We start from the raw sequence: 19067 nt of genomic DNA on the forward strand, positions 1-19067 counted from the left end.
GGACTAATGAGTCGGCCCGAGAAAGGCCAGCCAGCGGCGCTCGGCGAGGCGGAAGAGGCCTACCAGTGCGAAGGTGACGGTCAGGTAGATCAACGCGGCGATCCCGAACGATTGGAACGTCAGGAAGGTGGCCGAGTTGGCATCCCGGGCCACTTTCAGCACGTCTGGAACGGTAGCGGTGAATGCCACGGTCGTCGAGTGCAGCATCAGGATCACTTCGTTGCTGTAGTAAGGCAGCGAGCGCCGCAGTGCCGACGGCATGATCACATAGGCATACAACTTCCAGCCGGTCAGGCCGTAGGCCTTCGCTGCTTCGACTTCGCCGTGGTTCATGCTGCGGATCGCCCCGGCAAAGATTTCCGTGGTATAGGCGCAGGTGTTCAGGGCGAAGGCCAGGATCGTGCAGTTCATCGCATCGCGAAAGAAACTGTCGAGCAGGGGTTGGGCGCGCACCGCCGCGATGCTGTAGATACCGGTGTAGCAGATCAACAGCTGGATATAGAGTGGTGTGCCGCGGAACAGGTAGGTATAGAACTGCACAGGCCAGCGCACGGAGCGCTTGGGCGAAACCCGGGCGATGGACAGCGGGATCGAGACCAGGAAGCCAATCAGCAACGAAGCGCTGAGCAGCCACAGGGTCATCGCCAGGCCCGTGACGTTGACGCCGTCGCTGTAGAGAAACGGCCGCCAGTACTCTTGCAGGAGTTCTATCATCGCACTGCCTCCCGTGTTCCGGCGGCGTAGCGGCGTTCAAGCCTGCGCAGAATGAAGTTGGACGCGCTGGTAATCAGCAGGTAGATCAGCGCCGCCAGCACCAGGAAGTAGAACAGTTGATAGGTGCTCTTGCCCGCATCCTGGGCCGCCTTGACCAGATCGGCCAGGCCGATGATCGATACCAGCGCGGTGGCCTTGAGCATCACCATCCAGTTGTTGCCGATCCCCGGCAGGGCAAAGCGCATCATTTGCGGAAACACCACGAAGCGGAAGCGCTGGCCGCGCTTGAGGCCATAAGCGGTGGCGGCTTCGATCTGGCCCCTCGGCACCGCGAGGATCGCGCCGCGAAAGGTCTCGGTGAAGTACGCGCCATAGATGAAGCCCAGGGTAATCACTCCGGCGCCGAACGGGTCGATCTCGATGTAATCCCATTCCAGGAAGTCGGTAAGAGAGGTCAGCCAGGTTTGCAGGCTGTAGAAAATCAACAGCATCAGCACCAGGTCCGGCACGCCGCGAATCAGCGTGGTGTAGAGCTGGGCCGGGATTCGCAGCAGTTTGACCGGGGACAGCTTGGCGCTGGCGCCCAGCAGGCCGAGCAAGACGCTCAATAATAGCGACAGGGCCGCCAGTTTGATGGTCATCCAGGTGCCTTGCATCAGCAGCGGGCCAAAGCCCTTCAGGCTGAAGGCGGAGAGCCCCAGATTTTGTAAGAGTTGTTCGAGCATGAAAGAGGCCTTTGGCAGTCGAAAAGCGCCCATCCGTGATCGGATGGGCGCTGCGCATTATTTGCCGCTGTACAGATTCAGATCGCCAAAGTGTTTCTTCTGGATTTCGGCGTATTTGCCGTCGTCGTGTAACGCTTTGATACCTTTATCCAAAAGTGCCTTCAGGTCTTTGTTACCTTTCTTGATACCGACGGCGGTCTTGGAAGGCAGCAGTTCGCTGTCCACCGGCTTGCTGACTTCATAGTCGGCGCCCTGAGGGGACTTCAGGAAACCCAGCTCGGCTTGCAGCATGTCCTGGATCGACGCGTCGAGACGGCCGGAAACCAGGTCGGCATAGACCTGATCCTGGTTGGCATAGGCCTGGGTCTTGACGCCGGCCTTGTCCAGTACTGCCTTGGCGTAGGCTTCCTGGATGGTGCCCTGTTCGTAACCGACGGTTTTGCCTTTGAGCGAGGCGAGGTCGGTGCTCAGGCCAGAGCCTTTCTTGAATACGAGGGAGGTCGGGCCGGAGAACAGTTCGTTGGAGAAGTCGATGACTTTCTCGCGGGCCGGAGTCACGGTCATGGACGAGATGACACCGTCGAACTTGTTGGCCTTGAGGCCTGGGATCATGCCGTCGAAATCACTTTCGACCCACTTGCATTTGACCTTCAGTTCTTCGCAGATCGCATTGCCCAAGTCGATATCGAAACCTACCAGGCTGCCATCGGCTGCCTTGGATTCGAATGGAGCATAGGACGGGTCGACACCAAAACGCAGTTCCTTGTATTCCTTGGCCGTGGCGGCGCCGGCGGCCATGCACAATGCCAGTGCAGAAAGGGTCAGCAGTGCTTTTTTCATTATCGAGTCCCTAAAACCATGATGAGCGCTTGTGGCGCATGAAGTTTTGTTACCGGTGCAGGTAAGAACGGTAAGACGGCATAAAGGTAGCAATTTCCGAACCACAGTGCCGAACAAGTGTTTTAAAAAGCTTCGGCGACAGGCAGTGGAACGTGTTGGTGCGCGAAGCGAAGCGTACATCAAAAGGCGCACCGCAGTGGTGCTCCGCAGGGTCGGCAAGAAGCATGTTCTGTGGCGAGGGGATTTATCCCCGCTGGGCTGCGCAGCAGCCCCTTGGCTCTGTCTGACACACCACAGTGGCTGAAGTTTTTTGGGGCCGCTTCGCAGCCCAACGGGGATAAATCCCCTCGCCACAATTGATAGTGCAGCCACAGAGAGGTTATTTCAGCAGGTCCTGGAGCGTTGCCAGGGTATCGGCGTCTTCGACGGTCTTGTCCTGGCGCCAGCGCAGCATCCTTGGAAATCGCACCGCAATCCCGCTCTTGTGGCGCCTGGACAAGGCAATGCCTTCGAAGCCCAACTCGAAAACCAGGGTGGGCGTGACACTGCTTACCGGACCGAACTTCTCCACGGTGGTCTTGCGCACGATGCTGTCGACCTGGCGCATTTGCTCATCGGTCAGCCCCGAATAGGCCTTGGCGAACGGCACCAGGTTGCGCTCGCGGCTGCCCGGCGGGTTGTCCCATACGGCGAAGGTGTAGTCGCTGTACAGACTGGCCCGGCGACCGTGACCGCGTTGAGCGTAGATCAACACAGCGTCGACGCTGAACGGGTCGATTTTCCATTTCCACCACACTCCCATGTCCTTGGTCCGACCGACGCCATACAGGGCGTTGCACGCTTTGAGCATCATGCCCTCGACGCCGAGGCTACGGGACGCTTCACGCTGGCGGGCGAGGTCGAGCCAGTCCTGGCCGGTGACGATCGGCGACGGCAGCAGAACCGGGCTCTGGGAATCTGCAATCAGCGCCTCCAACTGCTCACGGCGCTCGGCCTGGGTATGGCTGCGCCAATCCTCTCCTTGCCATTCCAGCAAATCGTAGGCCATCACCACCACGGGGGCCTCTTCGAGGATTTTCTTGCTCAGGGTCTTGCGACCAATGCGCTGTTGCAACAGGGCGAACGGTTGTACGGCCGGTTGCAGCGGCGCATCCGCATCGAAGGCATCCCCGGTCACCGGTCGCGAGGTTTTCCAGACCACGATTTCGCCGTCGATCACCGTACCGTCGGGCAGCAGCGATGTCAGGGTGTGCAATTCAGGGAAGCGTTCGGTTACCAGCTCTTCGCCTCGGGACCAGACCCACAACTGGCCGTCGCGCTTGATCACCTGGGAGCGGATGCCATCCCATTTCCATTCCACTTGCCAATTGCTGGGCGGCCCCAGTAGCGCGTCGAACTGCTCTGCGGGGGCGGACAAGGCATGGGCCAGGAAAAACGGATACGGCTGGCCGCCACGTTGGGCATGTTCATCCTCGGATTCGGCGGCGATCAATTTGAGGTAACTGTCAGCCGTCGGGCGATGGGACAGGTCGGTGTAACCCACCAGGCGCTGGGCGACCCGTTTGCTGTCCAGCCTGGCCATTCCGGCCAGGGCCCGGGTCACCAGCAGCTTGGAGACTCCGACACGGAAGCTGCCGGTGATGAGCTTGATGCAGAGCATCAGGCTCGAGCGGTCGAGTTGTGCCCACAAGGTGGGTAGTCGCAGTGCCAATACCTCAGGCGTTTCACCGCGCAACGGCAGCAGTTTCTCCTCTACCCACAACGCCAGGCCTTCGGCAGAAGTGTGAGGGGACTCCGGCAACACCAGGGAAATGGTTTCGGCCAGGTCTCCCACGGCCTGGTAACTTTCTTCGAACAGCCAGGGCGACAATCCGGATACCTGTACGGCCAGGTCTCGGAGGATTTTCACCGGTACCAGTTGCCGGGGGCGGCCCCCGGACAGGAAATACACGGCCCACGCTGCATCTTGGGGCGGAGCCTGAGTGAAGTAGCGTTGCATGGCCGCCAGCTTGGCGTTGCTGGAGGTGGTGGCGTCCAGGTCGGCGTAGAGTTCGGCGAAGGCTTTCACGATGCGTCCTCGCCAGTGGCGGCGATGACGTCTTCTTCATCGTCGCCGTATTCGGTGTTGAAACCCTGGGCGTCGAGGCCGAGCTCGCATAAATGCCGCACCAGCACGCTCACCGCCCCGTGCGTGACCATGACCCGCTCGGCGCCGGTCTGTTCGATGGCCCAGAGCAGGCCGGGCCAGTCGGCGTGATCGGAAAGCACGAAGCCCCGATCCACGCCACGCCGCCGTCGGGTACCCCGCAGGCGCATCCAGCCGCTGGCGAAGGCATCGCTGTAGTCGCCGAAACGGCGCATCCAGCTGCTGCCACCGGCCGACGGCGGGGCGATGACCAGGGCCTGGCCCATGATCGGGTCGTTCTTCTGGATGTCACCGGCGTAAATCGTCGGCGGCAAATGAACCCCGGCCTCGCGGTAGACCCGGTTCAACGGCTCCACCGCCCCGTGGGCAAGGATGGGGCCCAGGCTGGCGTCGATGCCATGGAGAATCCGCTGGGCTTTACCGAAGGAATAGCAGAACAGCACGCTGGCCCGGTTGGCGGCAATGTTTGCGCGCCACCATTGATTGATCTCGTCGAATATCTGCGCCTGGGGCTGCCAGCGATAGATGGGCAGGCCGAACGTGGATTCGGTGATGAACGTATGACACTTCACTGGCTCGAACGGCGTGCAGGTGCCGTCGGGTTCGACTTTGTAGTCTCCGGATGCCACCCAGACCTCGCCTTCATGCTCCAACCGCACCTGGGCCGACCCCAGCACGTGGCCGGCAGGGTGAAAGCTCAAGGTCACGCCGTGATGTCGCAGGCGTTCGCCGTAGGGCAGGGGCTGCAGATGGATGTCCTGGCCCAGTCGCGAACGCAGGATGCCTTCACCGGGGGCAGCTGCCAGGTAGTGCTGATTGCCACTGCGGGCATGGTCACCGTGGGCATGGGTGATGACCGAGCGCTCAACCGGACGCCAGGGGTCGATGTAGAAATCCCCGGGCGGACAGTACAGGCCTTCGGGGCGGGCAATGACAAGATCCATGCAATCACCGGGGCGATGGGCTTGTCAGGTAGAGGCGATGGCGGGATCAGAAGTTCTATCGGGTTTGGGTGGAGAGGCGCCTGCCCCCTGTAGGAGCTGTCGAGCAACGCGAGACTGCGATCTTTCCTATGACACTTGAATCTCAAGCGAAAGATCAAAAGATCGCGGCCTCTCGTTGCTCGACAGCTCCTACGACCGCGGTCTGACGGGAGCAAGCCTGGGACGCCTTATTTACCGGGAACGAGGGTCAACCGAGTCTTGCCATACCCCCGATCGAAGTTCTGCGGTTGCAGCGGCAGGCTTTGGTACTGCCCCTTGATCCACGAATCGACGCCATTGACGTAGTAGGGGCTGGCCGCGTTACCCGACTGGCCGCTGCCGCCCTGGACCATCAACGGCTCGGGCTGGCCGAAGTCGACGATAAAGCGCATATCCGGCGCCTGGGTGGTGTTGAAGTCCAGGCCCCAGGCGAACGCCGCAGTGTTGAGCGTGGTGGCATCGCCGCCGGCCGATAGCGGACCGCGTACGACCTGGCCGCGGCCGTTTTTCCACGCGTAGCTGTGCAATTTGCCCCACTGCCAGGCCTTGTGGTCACCGCCCAATTGGCTATCGCCGGCACTGATGGTCGCCGCCAGGCTGCGGGCGAGGATAACCGCCTTGTCTTCCTTCTGCGGGGTTCGCACGTCATCCCAGAACGGGCTGTCTTCGCGTCCCAGCAGGTGATCGGCCTGGGCCGAATAGGACAGCTGTCCGTTGGCAACCAGCGCTTTCCACGCCGGGCTGCTTTCCGGGCCCAGTTCGTCGAGGAAAATCTGCTTCATGCTCTCCTGCAGGAACAGTTCGTAGATGGCCGCATCGGCGGAGATCGGGCTGAGTCGGCCATCAAATGCCATCAGGCGGGTATAGGCTTCGCGGGCTTTGGCCCGGTCAGCGGCTGGCAGGGCTTCGATTGCCTGTTTGAGGGGCTGGGCCATGCCAGGGGCTTCGAAGACTTTCTTGAGTTTGGCCGCGAACGTCGTGGTCTGGTCGCACTGCATGGCGGTCAGGCTGCGGATGTCGTGCTTGCTGGTGCCGGCCAGTTCGGCCAGGCGTTCACCCCGTTCCGGCGCAGCCCAGGAGTTGGACAGCTGCATGCCGTAGCCATGGGGTATGACCCGCTGGTTGGCGTTGCCCAGCCAGCCCTGGTTCGGATCCTGATCGTAGGGATGCGCCATCGGATCGGCGTAGCCTTCCCAGTCGTAGCGACCATCCCAGCCCGGCGATGGCAACAGGCCTTCGCCTTCCCGGCGGTTCGGATAGCGACCGGTGACTTGCCAGCCGATGTGGTTGGCGTCGGCAAACACCAGGTTCACTGTCATGGCCCGGATTTCACGGCTGGCGTCGGAGGCTTTCTCGGCGTTCTGTGCCCGGGACAGGTCGAAGAATGCGTCCAGGGTCTTGTCGTCGGTCAAGCCCGGTGTCTGCAAGGCCAGACCGAAGCCATTGGCCGTGGCCGGACCCTGGACGCTGTTGAGCAATGGGCCATGGCGGGTTTCGTACACGGCTTCGCGAATCGACCGCTGACCTTTTATGAAGTAGGTTTCGTTGCGCACCGTCGCCGGCTGCCATTTGCCGTTGACCTCGTAGGACAAGCCATTGCCCTGACGCCGGATTTTTTCCAGGAACAGATCCTGGTTGTCCCCCTGCACGCTGCTCATGCCCCAGGCCACGTCACCGTTGTAGCCCGCCAGAATCAGGGGGATGCCAGCCACGGAGACCCCGGCCGCCTGATACTTGGGCGCGCGGATCTGCACCACACTCCATAACGACGGCACGTTCAGCGGTCCGTGGCTGTCGCTCGCCAGCAGGCTCTTGCCGTTGCGGCTGCGTTGCGGGGCCATGGCCCAGCTGTTCGAAGACGTAGTCCCCAACAGGTTCAGCTCAGCCAACTGGCGGGTGGCGTTGTTGATTTCGTTCAGACCCGGGATCTGGCCGTTGAGCCGTACACCCTGGAGCTTGTCGGCTTCGCCCTGGGGCAGGGGTTCGTCCGGGTAGGACGGGTTCAGCCAGGCCAGCTTGTCCTGGCTGACGGTCTGGGCCATTACCAGGGCGGCAATTTCTTCCGGCAGGTTGGCCGACTGGCTGAAGTTCAACAGGCAGAACATCAGCGCCGAATCTTCCGGTTTCCAGTATTCGGGTTTGTAGCCGGTGGCGGCCAGGTCGGCCGGCAGTTTATCGCGGTAGCGGAACAGGTAGGCGTTGACGCCGCGGGCGTAGACTTCGAAGAAGCGCTTGAGTCGCGGCGAAGAAGCCTTGTACAGCTCATCGGCACTTTTCTTCAGGTTGACCGCACGCATGTAGCGGTCGACGTCCAGCCGTTCGGCCCCGGACATTTCCGCCAGCCTACCCTGGGCCAGCAGGCGCATGGTCACCATCTGGGTGATTCGGTCGCTGGCGTGGACGTAGCCGAGGGCGAACAGCGCGTCATGGAAGCTGTTGCTCTCGATCAGTGGCATGCCCATGGCATTGCGCCGAACCGAGACGTTTTGCGCCAGCCCCTTGAGTGGTTGCACGCCGGAAGTCGGTGGGAGACTGTCCTGGGTATTCCAGGCCTGGCAACCGCTCAAACCGAGCACACTGGCCACGGCGGCAGCAATGCCGAGCCGGGGGAAGAAGAAATTAGAGGCTGGCGAGGCCATGACAAAGCTCCTGCGGGAGGGGGGCGGCAAATAAAGGCGCTACGTTAGTGAGCAGGAGGGGGCCGCGCAAGCGGGGGCGGGGGTTATTTGTGAGTTTGGCGATGAAACTCCGTGCGACGGTACGCCTGGTTATCTGTGGCGAGGGGATAAATCCCCTCGCCACAGGTTGCTCAGGGCTTCGGTGGATTGATCTTATCCACCAGCGCATAGGCCCTCACCGTGGCCGGGCGCTCCTTGATGCGATTGAACCAGCGCTGCAGGTTCGGGAAGTCCTCCAGGCGCTGGCTTTGCCATTGATGGGACACCGTCCAGGGGTAGATCGCCATGTCGGCAATGCTGTATTCGCTGCCCGCCACAAAATCACGGTCCGCCAGGCGTCGATCCAGCACGCCATACAGGCGAGCGGTTTCGTCGACGTAGCGCTTGATCGCGTAGGGGATCTTTTCCGGCGCGAACCGGCTGAAGTGATGGTTCTGCCCGGCCATCGGCCCCAGGCCGCCCATCTGCCAGAACAGCCATTGCAGGACTTCCCGTCGCCCGCGCAGGTCCTGTGGAATGAAATGGCCAGTCTTTTCCGCCAGATACAGCAGGATCGCGCCCGACTCGAACAGCGAGATCGGCTCGCCACCGTCGGCGGGTTCATGATCGACAATGGCCGGAATGCGGTTGTTGGGGGCGATCTTCAGGAAATCCGGTTTGAACTGCTCGCCCTGGCCGATGTTGACCGGATGTACCTTGTAGGGCAGGCCGGCTTCCTCCAGGAATAACGAGATTTTATGGCCGTTGGGGGTGGTCCAGTAATACAGGTCGATCATGGAGGGCTCCAGATGAGACAGCGTAATGGATGGACAACAAACGACGACGGGTGTCGTTTTCTTTTGTCCGAAGGCTTGCCTGTAGTAAGAGGTGATGCTCCAGTGTGGAAAATTCAATGACCGGGTAAGCGAAAGCCGGAACGGAGTGATAGACATGGAACTAGAGAAAAATGCAGCGTTGATCCTCATCGATCAACAGAAAGGCATCCTGCATCCCAGGCTCGGTTCTCGCAACAACCCCGAGGCTGAGCAGCGCATGCTCGAACTGTTGGCCTTCTGGCGAGATTCGGCGCGGACGGTGATTCATGTCCATCATCTGTCCCGTTCGCCGGATTCGGTGTTCTGGCCAGGGCAACAAGGGGTGGAAGTCCAGGAGCGGTTCGAACCGCAGGAAGGGGAATGGTTGATCCACAAGGACGTACCGGATGCGTTCTGCGCCACTCACCTGGAGGCTGACTTGCGCCGGGCGGGGATCGGACAATTGGTCATCGTCGGTGTGGCGACGAACAACTCGGTGGAATCCACGGCGCGTACGGCAGGTAACCTGGGCTTCGATACCTGGGTGGCCGAGGACGCCTGTTTCACTTTCGACAAGGCCGATTATTTCGGGCGGGCCCGTTCGGCCGATGAGGTGCACGCCATGTCCCTGGGCAACTTGCATGGCGAGTATGCGACGGTGGTCAGTGCGAAGCGGATTCTGGCGGCGGGCTGATCGCGTGGGAGCGGGCTTGCTCGCGAAAGCGGTTTGCCGGCCAACATATGTGCCGAATGTGATGGCTCTTCGCGAGCAAGCCCGCTCCCACGCTGAATATCGCAGGTCACCCTGTGGGAGCGAGCCTGCTGATGACTCAACCGGCGAAGCCAGGCTCCGCCCCGGTCATCAAGCCCCGTGGCACTTCTTGAACTTCTTGCCATTGCCGCATGGGCAAGGGTCGTTGCGGCCGACATCCTTCAAGGCATTGCGCACTGGCTCCTGATGGGCATGGCCGCAATTCGGACCATGGACGTGGCCGTGGTCATGATCGTGGTGATGGTCGTGATCGTGGTTGCAATCAGGACCGTGAACGTGGGGTTGCTGGGTCATCGGGGTTACTCCGCAGTAAAATCGGCGGCGATTATCACGCCATTGCGCTTCAGGTGCACGTAGTGGGCGATGAATAATCCGGTTTCCAACTCACCTTCCAGACGATAGGGGATCTGCTGGCGGGGTTTCTCGAGCAGTTTCACAACGTCTCGCACCTGCGGCCACAGGTTGGTGCGGATCGGTATCTTGAAGAAGCCACTTTGCCCGGGAGGGACGGTGAACCAGTGCTCATGCTCACCTTCGGTCAGCAGCAGGTCGCCCAGATGGATCCGGTAGGTCAGGCCGCGCACGGTCAGGTCGCTGTCGCCAGGGTTGTCGACTCGCAGATGCAGCATGAACCGCTGCTCCAGCAGCCGGGCCCGCACCACTTCGACCCTGACCAGATGCACCTGGGGCTCAGAGGCCTCGTCGGTTTGCCAGGACGCACAGCCGTCAAGCCCAATGAACAGCAGCAGGCAGGTGATGCGTAGCATATGTAATGAAAGGGTCATGTCCGCGCCTCTGCTTTCAGTCTAGCCCGCTGACAAAGGGGCAAGCGTCGGACGTTTCCGAAATCAGCGAGCGAAGTAACCCGCACAGCACTTCTTGAATTTGTGCCCGCTGCCGCATGGACAACTGTCGTTGCGCCCGGCCCTGACCGGCACGGTCGGGTCGATGAAGTACCAGCGCCCATCGTTTTGCACGAACGACGACTGTTCACGGTGGCTGTGTTCTCCCTGGCCGTCATGCCAACGCGCGGTGAAGGTGACAAAGGCATGTTCCGGTTGTCCACCGAACACCTCGCTGCTTTCCACATCCAGTCCCAGCCAGGTGCTTTTGCTGCTCCACTCACTGATGGACAGGCGATCGAGCCCCTCCTGCTGGGCGGGCAGGGTGGTGCTCACCAGGTAATCCACCAGCCCCAGTACATAGGCACTGTAGCGCGAACGCATCAGGGCTTCGGCGCAGGGGGCCGGGTGGCCGTCATGGTAATGGCCGCAGCAGGCATTCAACAGGTTGCCACTGCCGCAGGGACAAATGGTTGCGTGCAGGCTTGTGTTCACAGCTACCACCAATATTTTCCGAAGTTTTCGGGGTTGGCCCAAAAACGTGAATTGAGCCAATCGGGGACTTGTTTGTATTCAAGCAGATCGTAGGTAAACAAGGTCAGCACCTGTTCCTCGCGCTGGAACCGTTCGCTGGCTTGCAGGGCCAGGGAAAAGAAGTCCGTTTCCTGCCAGCCGCAGGCAGCGAGGTCCGCCAGCACGACGATGCGGCTGGCGTTGAGATTACGGATGCCACCCAGCAGGTTCAGACCGTCGCGCTTGGGCACATGTTCCAGGCAATCGAGTGCCAGGGCCAGGTCGAAGCGCTGTCCGGCGACGTCCACCGGCAGCGGGCCGGGAGCGACCTGGACCACTTCGGTATCGGGATGCGCCTGCCGGAACGCCTCGAGGGCAGGAAAGCTGCTGGCGCCGATCAGCAGCAGTTTTCGCGGAGCGTAACGGTCAAGCACGGCAGCCAGTGCTTGCTGGGGGGTGCGCGATGAAATGGCAACGGTCATTGAAATTCCTCGATCAGAACCGCCACGATAGCCTGCCTGGACAACGTGGCCTAGAGCGGTTTGCACTAAAACGTGCCGAACAGTCGCAAACACTGGGCAAAATCCGCGATAGCGCGGTGCTGGCGCAGATCCTCACTCGGGTCTTTACTCCCCTGAATCGGTGCAAAGCCGATCCCTCAAGGAGAAACCCAATGAGCATAGTTCGGACAGCGTTACCCCTGGTTCTGCTAACCGGTGTGTTGACTGGTTGCGCAGGTTTGCAAAAAACCGACTGGCCGACCTGTGCGGCCGCCGGTGGCGTGGTCGGCGCGGGATTGGGCGCCACTGAAAGCACCTCCTGGGCCGGCGGCGGCGCGCTGTTTCTCGGCACCATGGCGGCCGCCTATTGCTGGGTGCACGGAGACGGTGACGAAGACGGCGATGGTGTGCCGGACAGCCGCGACAAGTGCCCGGGCACACCGAAGGGTGTGCAAGTCGACGCAGATGGCTGCCCGCCGCCGGCCCCGGCGCCAATGGCAGAGGAGCCGGTTGTCGTCAAAGAGGAAACCATCGTGGTTCGCGATGTGCATTTCGAATTCAACAAGTCCACGTTGACGCCGGCCGACAAAGAGGTACTGAGTGGTGTCGCGACCCGTCTGAAACAGGAATCGTCCACGGCCCAGCTTCGGGTGACCGGTCATACCGACAGTGTTGGCAGCAATGCCTACAACCAGCGACTGTCGGAAAAACGGGCCAATTCAGTGGTGCAGTACCTGGTTGAAAGCGGCGTGCCTCGTGCCAGTTTCGTCTCGGTGGCTGGTGCCGGTGAGAGTCAGCCGGTGGCCGACAACAAAACCGCCGATGGACGCGCCATGAACCGTCGCACTGAAATCAAGATAAACCGCTGACCCCTGTGGCGGGGAGCTTGTTGTGGTGGGGGCTCCCTCGCCACGACAAGCTTTCCAGCCAATATCTGCAGGCTTTGTCACATGGATTAAATTTGCTCCGCCCTCTGGCTTAACCAGCGCGCAAGCCGTTACTGTGCGTGCAAAGAATAATGTTCACTGGGGGGCGTATGAAGGTGTTGTGGGGGCTGGGGCGCTTGTTGACCCTGTTGTTCTGGCTGGTGGTGCTGGTCAATCTGGTCGTGCCGTTCGTCCATCCGCTGCATGTGCTGGTCAACCTGGCCGGGGCGTTGCTGTTGGCGGTCCATCTGCTTGAGCTGCTGCTGTTCAGGGCCCGTTTTCGCGGCTTGCCCTCTCCCGGTCGTGAACGCCTCAGAGTGCTGCTGTTCGGCATCTTTCATCTGCAAACCCTCCCGACTGCCGCAGAGGCCTCTCATGCGTAAATTGTGTCTGCTCGCTGCATTCGTGTGCCCATGGGCGAGTGCTCAAGTGCTCCAGGTGGAAACCCACTCGTTGATGCGCCTGCCCAATACAGCCACTACCTTGACCCTGGAGCGGCTGGACGTCGCCGATTACGGCACGTTGCTGGTGCCGTCGAACGTCACTCAATTGTCCATTGGTCAATTGCACCTGGGGCGCGAGGCGCGGATCGCTATCGTGCCTGCGCAACAGCCGCTGGCGATGAGCGTTACCCAGGCGGAACTGGCTGATGGCAGCCAGATCACTTCCCGCGGCGCGCCGGGCACCTATACGAAGGCTGCGCGGCCGGGACGCGATCTCAACCTGCGTTTCAATGCGTTGAATGCCCCGGCGCTGTCGGTGGATGCCCGTGGCGGTACGGGTGCGCCAGGCTACGTGGGCCTCGACGGTGCCAACGGGCAGGCTCCGGGTTGTACCTGGGGGGCTGCCGGGCGCGGTGCCGACGGCAGCAATGGCAGCGATGGCCAGCCAGGCGCGGCCGGTGCACTGGTGCGCCTCGAACTGCCTCGTGATTACCCCGCCGAGCGGATCAAGGTTGTGGTCGATGGCGGCGTCGGTGGCGCGGCGGGGCCCGGCGGCAAGCCTGGCGCCGGCGGCAAGGCCAAGGGATGTTTCGTCTACACCGCCGACGGCGGTAAAAGTGGCCGCCCCGGAGCCGCTGGCCAGCCTGGACCTGCCGGAGCGGCGGGCACAGTGACCGTGCAACGATTCTAAGTCCAGGAAATAAACCCTGTGGGAGCGAGCCTGCTCGCGATAGCAATCCATCAGTCACATCAGGGCTAACTGACCGGACACAATCGCAAGCAGGCTCGCTCCCACAGGGGCTGTACGCAGTCTTCAGAACATCGGCCGGGCCGCGCCAATCGCCACCACCAGCAATCCGATCAGCAAGTTGACCCCCACCAGCTTGCGGATTTTTCCCAGCACCGACGCAGCCGTCGGCCAGTCCTGCGCCGTCACGGCGTTGCGCAATGCCGGCAATTGCAAGCTCTGGATACGGATGAACAGGGCTGCCATCACCACATACAGCCCCATCATCACCTGTACGTAACGTGGTGCCGTTTCGAAACCGGCGAAGCGCACATGAATCAGTCCTACGCCGCTGATCGGCAAAAGCACCACCGCCACCCAGACCCAGATGAAAAAACGTTGAAACACTTCTACCCACAGTTTCAGCCGGGCAGGGCCCTCAAGCGCCGTCATTGCGGCGGGGCGCAGGATCATCCAGGCGAAAAACATGCCGCCAACCCAGACCAGGGCCGCCAGCAAATGCAGGGTGTAGATGAAGGCAAAGGGTGTCATTGAGTTACTCCGTTCTGCGCAGGATTCATTAGCGGGGTATGATAGCCGCCGAACCGAACCACTGAAAATTTATCCAGCGTTTCCAGCGCCCGACCATTCATGATCAGCACCGAACTCAAAACCACGATCCAGGGCGCCTATTCGCGTTTTCTCGAAGCCAAGAGCCTCAAGCCCCGTTACGGCCAGCGCCTGATGATCGCCGAGGTGGCGAAAGTCCTGGGTGACATCGCCACCGACGACGAGGGCCGACGCGGTGGTGATCCCGCCGTCGTGGCGGTGGAGGCCGGTACCGGTACCGGCAAGACCGTTGCCTACAGCCTGGCGGCGATTCCCACGGCCAAGGCCGCCGGCAAGCGCCTGGTCATCGCCACGGCCACCATCGCGCTGCAGGAGCAGATCGTTTTCAAGGACCTGCCGGACCTGATGCGCAACAGCGGATTGAATTTCAGCTTTGCACTGGCCAAGGGGCGGGGGCGCTACATGTGCCTGTCCAAGCTCGACATGCTGCTGCAGGAAGGCCAGGCGCAGACCGCCACGGCCCAGTTGTTCGAGGAAGAAGGCTTCAAGATCGAAGTCGATGAAGCCAGTCAGAAGCTGTTTACCAGCATGATCGAAAAACTGGCCGGCAATAAGTGGGACGGCGACCGCGACAGCTGGCCCACCACCCTGGAAGATGCCGATTGGGCTCGCCTGACCACCGACCACAGCCAGTGCACCAACCGCCATTGCCCGAACTTCGGCCAGTGTGCGTTCTACAAGGCCCGCGAAGGCATGGGTAAGGTCGACGTCATCGTCACCAACCACGACATGGTGTTGGCCGACCTAGCCTTGGGCGGTGGCGCGGTGCTGCCGGACCCGCGCGATACGATCTACGTATTCGACGAAGGCCACCACCTGCCGGACAAGGCCATCGGGCACTTTGCCCATTACACCCGGTTGCGTTCTACCGCCGACTGGCTGGAAACCACCGCCAAGAACCTCACCAAGCTGCTGGCCCAGCATCCGCTGCCTGGTGACCTGGGCAAGTTCATCGAGCAAGTGCCGGAGCTGGCCCGCGAGATCAAGACCAACCAGCAGTTCATGTTCACCGCCTGTGAGCAGGTGGCCGACTTCAAGCCGGGTGAAGACGTCGAGGGCCGCGAGCGGCCACGCCATCGTTTTGTCGGGGGCGTCATCCCCGAGCACATGCGTGAAATGGGCATCGAGTTGAAGAAGGGTTTTGCCCGCCTGACTGATCTGTTCACCCGTCTGACCGACCTGCTCAAGGAAGGGATGGACGGCGAGGTCAATATCGGCATCGCCAGCAACCAGGCCGAGGAATGGTACCCGCTGTTCGGCAGCCTGTTGTCCCGCTCCCAGGGTAACTGGGAGCTGTGGACGGCCTTCACTACTGAAGACCCGGAGGACAACCCGCCGATGGCGCGCTGGCTGACCCTGGCCGAAAGCGGTTCACTGTTCGATATCGAGGTCAACGCCAGCCCGATCCTGGCGGCGGACATGTTGCGTCGCAATCTGTGGAACGTGGCCTATGGGGCCCTGGTGACGTCCGCAACGCTGACCGCCCTGGGCACGTTCGATCGCTTCCGCATGCGTGCCGGCCTACCGAAAGCCGCCGTGACCGCCGTGGTCCCGAGCCCGTTCCATCACGCCGACGCCGGTGTGTTGCGGGTACCGGACCTGAAGGCCGATCCACGGGATGCCGCCGCGCACACCTCCGCGATCATCCGTGACCTGCCGGAACTGGTAGAGGGTTCGCGGGGCACCCTGGTGCTGTTTTCCTCGCGCAAGCAAATGCAGGACGTATTCGACGGTCTCGACCGTGACTGGCGCAAGCAAGTGTTCATTCAGGGCAACCTGTCGAAGCAGGAGACCCTGAACAAGCACAAGGCGCGGGTCGATGGCGGAGATTCCAGCGTGCTGTTCGGCCTGGCGAGCTTTGCCGAAGGGGTTGACCTGCCCGGTGCGTATTGCGAGCACGTGGTGATCGCCAAGATCCCGTTCTCGGTCCCGGATGACCCGGTGGAAGCGGCATTGGCCGAGTGGATCGAAGCCCGGGGCGGTAACCCGTTCATGGAGATCTCCGTGCCGGATGCCTCGCTGAAGCTGGTCCAGGCCTGCGGTCGTTTGCTGCGTACCGAAGAAGACCGCGGCACCATCACCTTACTTGACCGTAGACTGGTGACCCAACGCTACGGCAAGGCGATCCTCAATGCGTTGCCGCCGTTTCGGCGGGAGATTTCCTGATATCGACGGCACGGTCCCATGGCGAGGGGATTCATGCCAGGCTCTGTAGGAGCTGGCGGAGCCTGCGATCTTTTGATCTTTCGCTTGGGACTCAAGTGTCAGGGGAAAGATCGCAGCCTCGCTGCGCTCGACAGCTCCTACGAACGTAATTCAGCAGGGATAAATCAGGCAGCGTCAACCAGCCAGCTGTCCCATTGGTAGTTTCCAAAACCACCAATGGCTGAAACAATGCGGACACTTGAGAAAGTCTTTGTTTCAAAGGAGTTGCGGGTGCAGATTCAAGGCCATTATGAGCTTCAGTTCGAGGCGGTACGCGAAGCGTTCGCAGCACTGTTCGATGATCCCCAGGAGCGCGGCGCGGCGCTGTGCATCCAGGTCGGCGGCCGGACGGTGATCGATCTGTGGGCCGGTACGGCTGACAAGGACGGTCATGAAGCCTGGCACAGCGATACCATCGCCAATCTGTTTTCCTGCACCAAGACCTTCACCGCCGTCACTGCCCTGCAGCTGGTTGCCGAAGGCAAGTTGCAACTGGACGCCCCGGTCGCCCGGTACTGGCCCGAATTTGCTGCGGCAGGCAAGCAATCCATTACCCTGCGCCAATTACTCTGCCATCAGGCCGGATTACCGGCGTTGCGTGAATTGCTGGCGCCCGAAGCCCTGTATGACTGGGGCACGATGGTCAACGCCCTGGCTGCCGAAACGCCTTGGTGGACGCCGGGGGATGGCCATGGTTATGCCGCGATCACCTACGGCTGGCTGGTCGGCGAACTGTTGCGCAGGGCTGACGGTCGAGGACCGGGAGAGTCCATCGTGGCACGGGTGGCCAAACCGCTGGGCCTGGATTTCCACGTCGGCCTTGCGGACCAGGAGTTCCACCGCGTGGCTCATATCGCCCGCGGCAAAGGCAACGTCGGCGATGCAGCGGCGCAACGCCTGCTTCAGGTGACAATGCGCGAACCCACCGCCATGACCACCCGGGCCTTCACCAATCCGCCGTCTGTCCTGACCAGCACCAACAAGCCCGAGTGGCGACGCATGCAGCAACCGGCCGCAAACGGTCACGGCAATGCCCGCAGCATTGCCGGGTTCTACGCCGCTCTGCTGGATGGCAGCCTGCTGGAAGGTGAAATGCTCGATGAACTGACCCGCCAGCACAGCTTTGGCGAAGACAAGACGTTGCTGACCCAGACCCGTTTCGGCCTGGGTTGCATGCTGGACCAGCCGGATGTACCGAACGCCACCTACGGCTTGGGCCCGAGGGCATTCGGCCATCCGGGGGCAGGCGGTTCCATAGGGTTTGCCGATCCGGAACATGACGTGGCGTTCGGCTTCGTGACGAACACGCTTGGACCTTACGTATTGATGGATCCGCGCGCGCAGAATCTGGCAAGGGTACTTGCCACTTGTCTGTAAAACGTTCTTGAAAGGGGGCGCGCCGGAACCTGGTGTCCTTTTTGGTTTCAAAGCGTCTGTTTATGTGTCCAGGACAGGGTCCTGTATTTTTCATTTACATCATTTTGTGGATATCCAATGTTATCGAATAAATCCATCGCCCTGGCGCTATGCTTCGCTATTACCGGTTGCGCGCAAACCCCACAAAATGATGCCAAGGGCGGCAGCGGCTGGTGGCCGTTCGACTCTTCCGACCAGGCAGCGGTCAAAGAAGTGGCGCCAGTGGCTCCCTTGAAACCGACGTCCGTCGCGCCACAGGCCAAGGCCGAGAGCGCCAGCCACTGGTGGTGGCCGTTCTCCTCCGATGATGTCGCCAGCGAAGCTGCAGAAAAAGCCCCGGTCAAGGTTGAAACCAAGCCTGAAACGAAGGTACCGGCGCCTGTGGCCCAGGCCGAAACGCAGAGTGGTGGGAAATGGTGGTGGCCGTTCGGCGGCAAGGATCAGCAAGCCGTCAAGGCGGCGCCGTTGCCCGATCCGAAAGTCACCCAGGCCTGGCTCGATGACTATGAACCAAAGCTGCGCACTGCCATCGAGGGCAGCAAGCTCCAGCTGGAACGTCGCGACAACGTCCTGGTGGTCACGGCCCCGGTGGACGGGTCTTTCAACCCGGATCGCCCGGCCATGCTGCTGCCGGTGACCCTTGGCCCGTTCACTCGCGTGGCGAAGGTCCTGGAAGCCGACCCGAAGTCCGCCGTACTGATTCTTGGCCACGCCGACACCTCGGGCGCTGCGCCGGCGAACCTGAAGCTCAGCCAGGAGCGTGCCCAGTCCGTGGCGGCTATTTTCCGTCTCAGTGGTCTGCAACGTGATCGCCTGATGCTGCGGGGCATGGGTTCGGTAGAGCCGCGTGCAGCCAACGACAGCGTTGAAGGTCGCGCCTTGAACCGTCGCGTGGAATTGCTGGTGACGCCACAGAACACCTTGGTCGCGCTGCTCGGCAAATACAACATGCCGGCCCCGGCACCGCTCACGCTGGTGGCTGCCCAGGATGTGAAACCCGCTGTCCCGGCGCCTGCGACCCGTAAAGCCGCAGTCCCGGCCACTAAAAAAACGCCGGCCAAGAAAGCAGTCGCCAAGGCTCCAGCGAAGAAAGCACCGGCCAAGAAGGCCACCCCGGCGAAGAAGCCTGAGCCGGCCAAGGCCGCCACCGATGCCAAGAAAGTCGCGGCAGCCGATACCCCCAAGCAGTGATAGGCGAACCACAAGGAGTGCG

19 protein-coding genes are annotated in these 19067 nt (G+C 61.6%); 7 read left to right on the forward strand and 12 right to left on the reverse strand.

The genetic code is table 11. The features are described 5' to 3' along the window. Positions 1–3: 3 nt before the first annotated feature. The 7 genes from QZH45_RS07490 to QZH45_RS07520 all read right to left on the reverse strand — a co-directional run bounded on the left by QZH45_RS07490 (position 4) and on the right by QZH45_RS07520 (position 8862). On the reverse strand, positions 4–714 hold the full coding sequence (locus tag QZH45_RS07490; protein WP_024780118.1) for an ABC transporter permease: 711 nt from the start codon (positions 712–714) through the stop codon (positions 4–6). Then, positions 711–1439, reverse strand: coding sequence for an ABC transporter permease (locus QZH45_RS07495; RefSeq protein WP_024780117.1), 729 nt, complete (start codon positions 1437–1439; stop codon positions 711–713). The genes QZH45_RS07490 and QZH45_RS07495 overlap by 4 nt, the downstream gene beginning before the upstream one ends. A gap of 57 nt (positions 1440–1496) precedes the next feature. Beyond that, the gene (locus QZH45_RS07500) at positions 1497–2279 is read right to left on the reverse strand and encodes a transporter substrate-binding domain-containing protein (RefSeq protein ID WP_024780116.1); all 783 of its coding nucleotides are present in this window, start codon (positions 2277–2279) and stop codon (positions 1497–1499) included. Between the two features lie 379 nt (positions 2280–2658). Further along, on the reverse strand, positions 2659–4347 hold the full coding sequence (locus QZH45_RS07505; protein ID WP_053192779.1) for an ATP-dependent DNA ligase: 1689 nt from the start codon (positions 4345–4347) through the stop codon (positions 2659–2661). Further along, complete coding sequence (locus QZH45_RS07510) at positions 4344–5369, reverse strand: ligase-associated DNA damage response exonuclease (protein WP_024780114.1); 1026 nt, start codon at positions 5367–5369, stop codon at positions 4344–4346. The genes QZH45_RS07505 and QZH45_RS07510 overlap by 4 nt, the downstream gene beginning before the upstream one ends. A 227-nt stretch (positions 5370–5596) precedes the next feature. After that, positions 5597–8047, reverse strand: coding sequence for a penicillin acylase family protein (locus QZH45_RS07515; protein ID WP_055135989.1), 2451 nt, complete (start codon positions 8045–8047; stop codon positions 5597–5599). Positions 8048–8217: 170 nt separating this feature from the next. Next, a complete protein-coding gene (locus tag QZH45_RS07520) occupies positions 8218–8862 on the reverse strand; it encodes a glutathione binding-like protein (protein ID WP_055135990.1) in 645 nt (214 codons plus the stop codon). 154 nt (positions 8863–9016) lie between these two features. Here QZH45_RS07520 and QZH45_RS07525 point away from each other — a divergent pair, with 154 nt between their 5' ends. Beyond that, positions 9017–9574, forward strand: a complete 558-nt coding sequence (locus QZH45_RS07525; RefSeq protein WP_053192788.1) for a cysteine hydrolase family protein — start codon at positions 9017–9019, stop codon at positions 9572–9574. A 168-nt stretch (positions 9575–9742) separates the two neighbouring features. Here QZH45_RS07525 and QZH45_RS07530 read toward each other — a convergent pair whose 3' ends face one another. The 4 genes from QZH45_RS07530 to QZH45_RS07545 form a co-directional block, all read right to left on the reverse strand. Continuing rightward, positions 9743–9946: an SEC-C metal-binding domain-containing protein gene (locus QZH45_RS07530; protein WP_003198420.1), complete on the reverse strand. Its 204-nt coding sequence runs from the start codon at positions 9944–9946 to the stop codon at positions 9743–9745. Between the two features lie 5 nt (positions 9947–9951). Then, positions 9952–10419 (reverse strand): LEA type 2 family protein, encoded by a 468-nt coding sequence (locus QZH45_RS07535; protein ID WP_392397210.1) that lies wholly within the window; start codon positions 10417–10419, stop codon positions 9952–9954. Between the two features lie 81 nt (positions 10420–10500). Beyond that, a complete protein-coding gene (locus QZH45_RS07540; RefSeq protein WP_024776343.1) occupies positions 10501–10977 on the reverse strand; it encodes a YchJ family protein in 477 nt (158 codons plus the stop codon). A gap of 14 nt (positions 10978–10991) precedes the next feature. Then, positions 10992–11489 carry a DUF6231 family protein gene (locus QZH45_RS07545; protein WP_024776344.1) on the reverse strand — a complete coding sequence of 166 codons (498 nt, stop codon included), beginning with the start codon at positions 11487–11489 and terminating at the stop codon, positions 10992–10994. 191 nt (positions 11490–11680) lie between these two features. On the opposite strand from QZH45_RS07545, the gene QZH45_RS07550 reads away from it, so the two are divergent. The 3 genes from QZH45_RS07550 (at position 11681) to QZH45_RS07560 (ending at position 13567) form a co-directional block, all read left to right on the forward strand. Continuing rightward, positions 11681–12376 carry an OmpA family protein gene (locus QZH45_RS07550; protein WP_024776345.1) on the forward strand — a complete coding sequence of 232 codons (696 nt, stop codon included), beginning with the start codon at positions 11681–11683 and terminating at the stop codon, positions 12374–12376. 167 nt (positions 12377–12543) lie between these two features. Next, positions 12544–12816 (forward strand): DUF1145 domain-containing protein, encoded by a 273-nt coding sequence (locus QZH45_RS07555; protein WP_024776346.1) that lies wholly within the window; start codon positions 12544–12546, stop codon positions 12814–12816. Beyond that, complete coding sequence (locus tag QZH45_RS07560) at positions 12809–13567, forward strand: hypothetical protein (RefSeq protein WP_024776347.1); 759 nt, start codon at positions 12809–12811, stop codon at positions 13565–13567. Before QZH45_RS07555 ends, QZH45_RS07560 begins: the two co-directional genes overlap by 8 nt. A gap of 123 nt (positions 13568–13690) precedes the next feature. Here the strand turns inward: QZH45_RS07560 and QZH45_RS07565 are convergent, their stop codons facing one another. Beyond that, the gene (locus QZH45_RS07565; protein WP_024776348.1) at positions 13691–14155 is read right to left on the reverse strand and encodes a CopD family protein; all 465 of its coding nucleotides are present in this window, start codon (positions 14153–14155) and stop codon (positions 13691–13693) included. Positions 14156–14254: 99 nt separating this feature from the next. Here QZH45_RS07565 and dinG point away from each other — a divergent pair, with 99 nt between their 5' ends. The 3 genes from dinG (at position 14255) to QZH45_RS07580 (ending at position 19045) form a co-directional block, all read left to right on the forward strand. Further along, positions 14255–16399, forward strand: a complete 2145-nt coding sequence (dinG, locus tag QZH45_RS07570) for an ATP-dependent DNA helicase DinG (RefSeq protein WP_024776349.1) — start codon at positions 14255–14257, stop codon at positions 16397–16399. A gap of 270 nt (positions 16400–16669) precedes the next feature. Continuing rightward, positions 16670–17815 (forward strand): EstA family serine hydrolase, encoded by a 1146-nt coding sequence (locus QZH45_RS07575; RefSeq protein ID WP_024776350.1) that lies wholly within the window; start codon positions 16670–16672, stop codon positions 17813–17815. A 117-nt stretch (positions 17816–17932) separates the two neighbouring features. Then, a complete protein-coding gene (locus QZH45_RS07580; RefSeq protein ID WP_024776351.1) occupies positions 17933–19045 on the forward strand; it encodes an OmpA family protein in 1113 nt (370 codons plus the stop codon). The last annotated feature ends 22 nt before the right edge of the window (positions 19046–19067 follow it).

Origin of the sequence: Pseudomonas corrugata (assembly GCF_050920615.1) — a bacterium.
GTDB classification, from domain to species: Bacteria; Pseudomonadota; Gammaproteobacteria; order Pseudomonadales; family Pseudomonadaceae; genus Aquipseudomonas; species Aquipseudomonas corrugata.

Coding starts and splice junctions, on each gene's coding strand:
- QZH45_RS07530 (WP_003198420.1), bottom strand. CDS start 9,946: ATGACCCAGCAACCCCACGTTCACGGTCCTGATTGCAACCACGATCAC.
- QZH45_RS07580 (WP_024776351.1), top strand. CDS start 17,933: ATGTTATCGAATAAATCCATCGCCCTGGCGCTATGCTTCGCTATTACC.
- QZH45_RS07515 (WP_055135989.1), bottom strand. CDS start 8,047: ATGGCCTCGCCAGCCTCTAATTTCTTCTTCCCCCGGCTCGGCATTGCT.
- QZH45_RS07565 (WP_024776348.1), bottom strand. CDS start 14,155: ATGACACCCTTTGCCTTCATCTACACCCTGCATTTGCTGGCGGCCCTG.
- QZH45_RS07500 (WP_024780116.1), bottom strand. CDS start 2,279: ATGAAAAAAGCACTGCTGACCCTTTCTGCACTGGCATTGTGCATGGCC.
- QZH45_RS07490 (WP_024780118.1), bottom strand. CDS start 714: ATGATAGAACTCCTGCAAGAGTACTGGCGGCCGTTTCTCTACAGCGAC.
- QZH45_RS07510 (WP_024780114.1), bottom strand. CDS start 5,369: ATGGATCTTGTCATTGCCCGCCCCGAAGGCCTGTACTGTCCGCCCGGG.
- QZH45_RS07560 (WP_024776347.1), top strand. CDS start 12,809: ATGCGTAAATTGTGTCTGCTCGCTGCATTCGTGTGCCCATGGGCGAGT.
- QZH45_RS07495 (WP_024780117.1), bottom strand. CDS start 1,439: ATGCTCGAACAACTCTTACAAAATCTGGGGCTCTCCGCCTTCAGCCTG.
- QZH45_RS07545 (WP_024776344.1), bottom strand. CDS start 11,489: ATGACCGTTGCCATTTCATCGCGCACCCCCCAGCAAGCACTGGCTGCC.
- dinG (WP_024776349.1), top strand. CDS start 14,255: ATGATCAGCACCGAACTCAAAACCACGATCCAGGGCGCCTATTCGCGT.
- QZH45_RS07535 (WP_392397210.1), bottom strand. CDS start 10,419: ATGCTACGCATCACCTGCCTGCTGCTGTTCATTGGGCTTGACGGCTGT.
- QZH45_RS07520 (WP_055135990.1), bottom strand. CDS start 8,862: ATGATCGACCTGTATTACTGGACCACCCCCAACGGCCATAAAATCTCG.
- QZH45_RS07525 (WP_053192788.1), top strand. CDS start 9,017: ATGGAACTAGAGAAAAATGCAGCGTTGATCCTCATCGATCAACAGAAA.
- QZH45_RS07550 (WP_024776345.1), top strand. CDS start 11,681: ATGAGCATAGTTCGGACAGCGTTACCCCTGGTTCTGCTAACCGGTGTG.
- QZH45_RS07555 (WP_024776346.1), top strand. CDS start 12,544: ATGAAGGTGTTGTGGGGGCTGGGGCGCTTGTTGACCCTGTTGTTCTGG.